Origin of the sequence: uncultured Lamprocystis sp. (genome assembly GCF_903933125.1) — a bacterium.
Classification (GTDB): Bacteria; Pseudomonadota; Gammaproteobacteria; order Chromatiales; family Chromatiaceae; genus Thiodictyon.
Map to the genome: position 1 here is coordinate 1 of NZ_CAIZIZ010000558.1, position 6,143 is coordinate 6,143.

Here is a 6,143-nt window from a genome sequence, read left to right on the forward strand (position 1 = left end):
CACAGCGGACCCTACAGGTCACGGTGTTCCCGTAGGGTCCGCTGTGCGGACCGTGTGCGGACCGTCTGCGGCTAACGAAACAACCGCCGATAGCGCCCCAGATCGAGGAACCAGGTCTCGCCCGACCAATCCTCAACGCCGTCATTATCCGTGACGACAAAGCTTCTGCCGTCGCTGGTCACCGCAACACCCTCCGGCTTGTCGGTGATCCAGCCGGCGCTCGCTTTCATTCTGGGCATGAGATCAAAGACTGCCTTCTCGCTGCGGCTGACCAGTCGGTCGGCGGTGGCAGTGAAAGGCACCTTGACCAGCGACTTCAAACCGGCGAAATCACCTGTGAGATTATCGCGTTCGATCAGGATATGGGATCCATCGGGGGCGCGGGTGATTTCCGAGAGGCCCACCCAATCCGCATTCTCCGGTAACGGCGCCAATTCCCAGGCGATGTGTTTCCAAGTCATCGCCAGTGGGTCATAAATCCAAATGCGGGTCTGGTTCGGCTGCCCGAGCGCGTTCAACCCGCCGGCATCGTCGTCAAGATCTTCGCATTCCGCCGTGGTGTAGTCCCAACCACGCTGCTGGGCAACAAAGAGGCGGTAGCCGCCAACGCCGGGCCGAACGGAAACGCCTTCGAAGCCGGAACCGAGCGTTCCACGGCTGATCGACGCGCCGCGACAGGCCAGGATTTCAGCAGGCAAACCAATTTCCTGCATGACCTGGCCCGTGCTCGGGTCGACTTGCAACAACCGGTTGGGGCGAGAGTCGCTCGCGTTACCCTCACTGGCGATCCAGAGGGTCCCGTCCGGCGCCACGGCGATGCCTTCCGGATCATAGTCACCACTCCCACCCTGGATCTTGAGGGACGCGGTGATCACGGCCGGCTTGCGCGAGACATCGATCGTGAAAATCATGCTCTCGCTGTAATACGAGTCCCAGACCGCCAGCAGCCTGTCACGCTGACCGGGAACAGCAACCATTCCGGACAGCGCAGACCAGGGAATGGGCGAACCGGACTGATCGTCGGAGAGGATCTGCGGATAGGTCGGCTGACCGGTTTTCAGTTGATAGATCATCAGACTGGAACGGACCCCGAAGCTTGGGTCGTCGTTCTCGCCGGAAGCGATCAAGAGGTTACGTGACGGAATGGCCAGCAGTCCTTCCGGGCCCAGGGGTGCGGGGAGAAGCTGTTTGAAGACGGGGCGCGTGTTCTTCAACTGATAGACCGCAACGAAACTGCCGCGCTCGGAGCCGACAAACAGATAGTCGTCCCGGCCGAAACGCCCGTACTCGATCGCCTCGGGTTCAGTTCCCTTATTCTCGGAGCGGTCCTCCGGATAATGACCGTGCTGTACTGCGATTGCCTCCAGGGAAGCCCCGCTATCGAACAGCACCTTGCCCGCGCGGTCGAACAGCGTAAAGCCGCGGCTGCCGCCGAACAGATCGCCTTCATTGGCGGTCGCGATCATGCTCAAGTCACGGCCGCCGACCGGGACCCAGGCGATAGCATCCGGTTCGCGCGGAACATCGGCGAGTGACTCGGTCAGTGAGATGATGCCGTCCTCGGTCTGATCGATGCCGTCCAAAGTAACGGCACCGGCATCGAAATGATTGGTCACCCGACCTCTTACCAGGTCAACGATGACCAGGTGATTATTCTCTTGCAGCGAGACCAACGCCTTGTTGTGGATATTGACATCGACGAACTCGGGTTCCGGATCGCCGCCGCCGTAGGCCGCGAGACCGCGCAGATCGACATCGCGCCGCACCCAGTTCACGGGATTCATACCCTTGATATCCAGGATGGCGAGGTACCCGGCCGGCGCCTGAGGCAATCCGCCCTCCACTCCAGCGACCGTGACATCCTCATCACGCTCGTTTTCGATCGCAATCGCAATATAGTTGCCATCCGGGCTGATTTTGATCGAGTCCGGTTGACCGCCCAGGTCGATCTCACCGGTTACCGACTTGGTCTTGACATCGACAACCACCAACTTTCCGCTGGTGCTGATAAAATTCTCACTGGTATTGACGGCCACCAGCGCGTAGTCGTTGCCCAGCACATCGACCGACGTGGGTTCTCCGCCCATGGCGAGTGTGCCTTCCGGCAGCGGGCTCGCGGGGTCCGCGATGTTGACGAAACCGATCCGCTCGCCGGGACTGTCAGTGTAGACAAGCAGCCTGCCGTCTTTCGTCGCGGCCATAATCTCCGACACCGTCTCCTCGTCACGCGCTGCCGGGTCGAGATTGCGGTAGTTGCCAAAGGTCGCGACCCGCTGAAAGCTCTTTTGCGGAATGCTGGAGTCGTAATCCCGCACCGAGGGGGGCATGCCGTTTTCCGGTAAGGGCGTTGCACTGATCGCGGCAACGCCCAGGACTAGGATGCCGGGCAGCGCGCCCCATGTGAGATGCTGTTTCAACATGTGATACCTCTCCGCTTGTGTGTCAATCGCTTCTCCGCCCTGACGATCTGGCTCGTCCCGAGACGGGATGCTACCGAGTGCAGATTAACGTTGCATGACGTCGGCATGACGGTTCGATGAACATGGTTGTCTCGGCGACTCAGGATCAACTGCGCATCGGTCCGGCTGTCGCGATCGACGCCTCTACCGGCTACGGGTCCATCCCGCTTCTCCCTTCCCCCCGGTTGGATTCGAGCATCGCCCGGTAACGCTCAGGATCGTTTTTCAATATGAGCACATACTCTTCGAGCAAGCCCTGCCAGCCGAATCCGCCATGCTCCTTGAGTTTGAGCAAAGCGATCATCAGCAATTTGGATGCCGCCCGAATCTCCCGGTCTTGTCCCTCGCCGTACCAGGCGACGAGATCGTCATACAAGGCATCGACTTTTTCGAGTGGTGTCATCACAGAACCTCCAGATATGCCGAATGGTGTAGGGGCGGGTTTAAAACCCGCCCCGACGTCCGGTTATCACGTCCGCTGGCGATACTCAGCCCATGATGTGGAATCCTCCGTCGACGTAGATGGTCTGCCCGGTCAGCATGGCGCCGGTGCGGGTGGCGAGCATGGCGACGACCGCACCCACGTCGTCGATGTCCGCCAGCCGGCCCAGCGGTGCGCGTTGCCGCGCGGCGGCGATCAGGACATCAAAGCCCTTGAGACCGGACGCGGCACGGGTCGGCAAGGGACCGGGCGAGACCGCGAAGGCGCGAATTCCTTGCGGCCCCAGTTCGGCCGCGGTGTAGCGCACCGCCGCCTCCAGGGCGGCCTTGATCGGGCCCATCAGGTGGTAGGTGGGCAAGACTTTTTCGGCCCCGTAGAAGGTCAAAGCGAAGAGTGAACCGCCTTCGGACATCAGCGGCTCGGCCAGGTGGGCCACCCGCAGAAAGGAATGGGCGGAAACATTCACCGCCAGCCCGAACCCCTCGGCCGATGAGTCGATGAGCCGGCCCTGCAAGTCCTCACGCGGCGCGAAAGCGATGGAATGGACCACGAAATCGAGTCGCCCCCAACGCTCGCGGATGGCCGCGAAGACCGACTCCAGTTCGCCCGGCACCATCACGTCGCAGGGCAGGAAGATCTCGGCGTCGACTGCCGCGGCGGCCGGCTCGACATAGGGACGCGCCGTTTCGTTGAGATAGGTGACGGCCAGATCCGCCCCAAGGGAACGGAAGCCGCGGGCACAGCCGTAGGCGATCGAGTGCTCGTTGGCAATCCCGAGCACCAGCCCCTTCTTGCCGTCAAGGTTGAAATAATCTGAATCGAGCATGATCTGCTTCCTGTTTGATGACCTGACGACCGCGCGCCACGCGCGAGATCGGTCGGCAGCCATGGATTCCTCGCTGGAGTCGCTTCGCTGACAGGGTATATCCTCCGCACCTGATAGTCAGACAGAGCTTTGGTGTGGGGGCGGGTTTTACACCCGCCCCGATGTCCGGTTAGGACATGCGACGGCGATCAACTGGCGCAGGGTTGCGATGCTGCACCGCAGCAGAGGATAATCACGCGACGTTTCGCCCAGGTGACGGTGCTGTGACCAGTGGGTGAAGGACGACTGAACCCCGGCACGCCCCGGTGGATCCACCTGACCGAAAGCCCGACGAAGTGCTTGGGGACAATGCGGCCCAGACATCGGAAACCTCCGCCGGATGTTGGTCCGCCGGGGTGGGGTCGCACCAGGCAAGCCCAGGCGGTTGAACACGAGGCATCATACCGGCGTCACACCCGTCTGCGATGATCGCGTCCGGCAGCAACTCATTCGCTCCAGCGCAGTGTCGCCTCGACCCTGTGACCGCAGAGACGTTCACCGGGATTCGCAAACTGTACACTTGGGTCAGCAGACCCTGTCTGAAAGAATACTCCGGACCAACGCCACGGCCGGCTAAGCGCTGACGCTACCCCATACAGTTCATGCCGTCCGTCAGTCAATTCAGTGACGTGCGCGCACCCCACTACGGATCATCCCTATCATGTCCCTGGTCTTCCGAGAGCATCCGCTCCGCCGTATCGTCACGGCCGAGCTTCACGCCCGTACCTTCGAACCGCTCCGCGCTCCAGAACGGGTCTCCCACCTTACCGTCGTCTGCGGTGAGCGCGGGACCGGCCGTCAGGTCCAGCATCTCAAGCGACTGCTGGGACTCTATGGGCGGTCGATCCCGGAAACGATCGATCAGCACTACTGGGCCGACCTGGGACCCCTGCGCGTGCGCTGGGAGCGTCACACCGAATTCGTTACCTACACCTTCAGCAAGCAAGGCGCCTATGCGCACCCTTTCGTCGCACCCGTGCTCCAGGAACTCCCGGTGGACTGGCTCAGTGAGTTGCCGGGCGAGGTGATGTCCGCGGTCGCGATGGCCGTCGATTCCTGCACCATGCCGGAACGCGACAGCGATGCGCTGGCCGAGATCTTCGACGGCAATACAGTCATCGGCTCCGAGGCGGTTGGCGGGTCGGCACGCGTCTGGACGGATTTCAAGATCCACACGGATGGTTTCGTGCGCATCCTGGTGCGCGACTGCAGCCTGTCCAAGAATCAGGCCGGGCGGCTCGCCAAACGGATACTGGAAATCAACTTCTACCGGGCGCTCGCCCTGATCGGGTTTCAGTTGGCACGTGAAGTGTCGCCCAAGCTCAGCGAGGCCGATCGCCGACTGGCGCTGCTGGCATCGCGCATGTCCAACCGGGGGAAGACGGCAGACCCGAGTTTCGAGAGCGACCTGCTGGCCGAACTGACCCATCTTGCGGCCGAGATCGAGGAGATCTCGGCGCGCACGACCTACCGCTTCGACGCCTCGCGGGCCTACTACGGGATGGTCCGCCAGCGGCTCGAACAACTGCGGCAGCAACGGATCGAAGGCTTGCAGACCATGACCGAGTTTCTCGACGCCCGTCTGGCGCCCGCAATCGCCACCTGCGAGTCGATGCAATTGCGCCAGACCGATCTGGCCGAGCGCGCGGCCAGACTGACCAGTCTCTTACGTGCCCGCGTCGAGGTCTCACTGCAGGAGCAGAATCGTCAACTGCTGGAATCCATGGATCGCCGTGCGCACCTGCAGTTGCGCCTCCAGGAGACGGTGGAGGGGCTCTCGGTCATCGCGATCAGCTATTACGGGCTGGGGCTCATCGGCTACGCGCTCAAGGGGCTTGAGCAAGGCGGTTTCCCCGTCGACGCGTCGCTCGGCATGGGCATCGCGCTGCCCTTCGTCGTCGGCCTGGCCTGGCTCGGGCTGCGCTTGGTCAAGCGGCGGTCGGCGCGGGAAGCGGGAGCGGCGGGACACTGAGGGTCGTGCCGACTGGCGCCAGCGGTATCCTCGATCTGCAAATTCGGCCCCCCGCCCCGGCGCGCTCGGGTACCTGCCCTGACAGGAGACGCCGCCGGCGCCAAGCGGGACCGGCGGCATCCCGCCGAGCCGGCGCAAGGAGGTCAACGTTTTCTCCGAACCTGCCGGTTCCAATCAACGCTCGGCCACGGGTAAAACGTTGGGGACGGGGCGAATGCCCCGTCCCGCCGCGTGCTCCGATATTAGCCGCGCCAAAACCACCAGGCAAGCGAGGTTGCGACTCAAGACCTGCTCGGGCGGGCGGTGCCCGTTGCAAGTCGGCGCACGAATCGTCGTGGCGGCCTTGATCATTAATCCGGCCAGACCCAAGCCGGCATGCGTCGCGGCCGGGGGCCGCTCCTACCG

Annotated in this window: 4 protein-coding genes; 1 reads left to right on the forward strand and 3 read right to left on the reverse strand. The window is 62.8% G+C overall.

Annotated features, from left to right (window positions below):
• Positions 1-71 precede the first annotated feature (71 nt).
• The 3 genes from QZY03_RS30485 to fabI all read right to left on the reverse strand — a co-directional run bounded on the left by QZY03_RS30485 (position 72) and on the right by fabI (position 3,727).
• Positions 72-2,420, reverse strand: coding sequence for an esterase-like activity of phytase family protein (locus tag QZY03_RS30485; protein ID WP_295587909.1), 2,349 nt, complete (start codon positions 2,418-2,420; stop codon positions 72-74).
• A gap of 190 nt (positions 2,421-2,610) precedes the next feature.
• Entirely contained in the window at positions 2,611-2,862 is a 252-nt protein-coding gene (locus QZY03_RS30490) for a hypothetical protein (protein WP_295587911.1), read from the reverse strand.
• Positions 2,863-2,947: 85 nt separating this feature from the next.
• A complete protein-coding gene (fabI, locus tag QZY03_RS30495) occupies positions 2,948-3,727 on the reverse strand; it encodes an enoyl-ACP reductase FabI (protein ID WP_295587913.1) in 780 nt (259 codons plus the stop codon).
• A 700-nt stretch (positions 3,728-4,427) separates the two neighbouring features.
• Between fabI and QZY03_RS30500 the strand changes: the two genes are divergently transcribed.
• Positions 4,428-5,738, forward strand: a complete 1,311-nt coding sequence (locus QZY03_RS30500) for a DUF3422 family protein (RefSeq protein ID WP_295587915.1) — start codon at positions 4,428-4,430, stop codon at positions 5,736-5,738.
• The last annotated feature ends 405 nt before the right edge of the window (positions 5,739-6,143 follow it).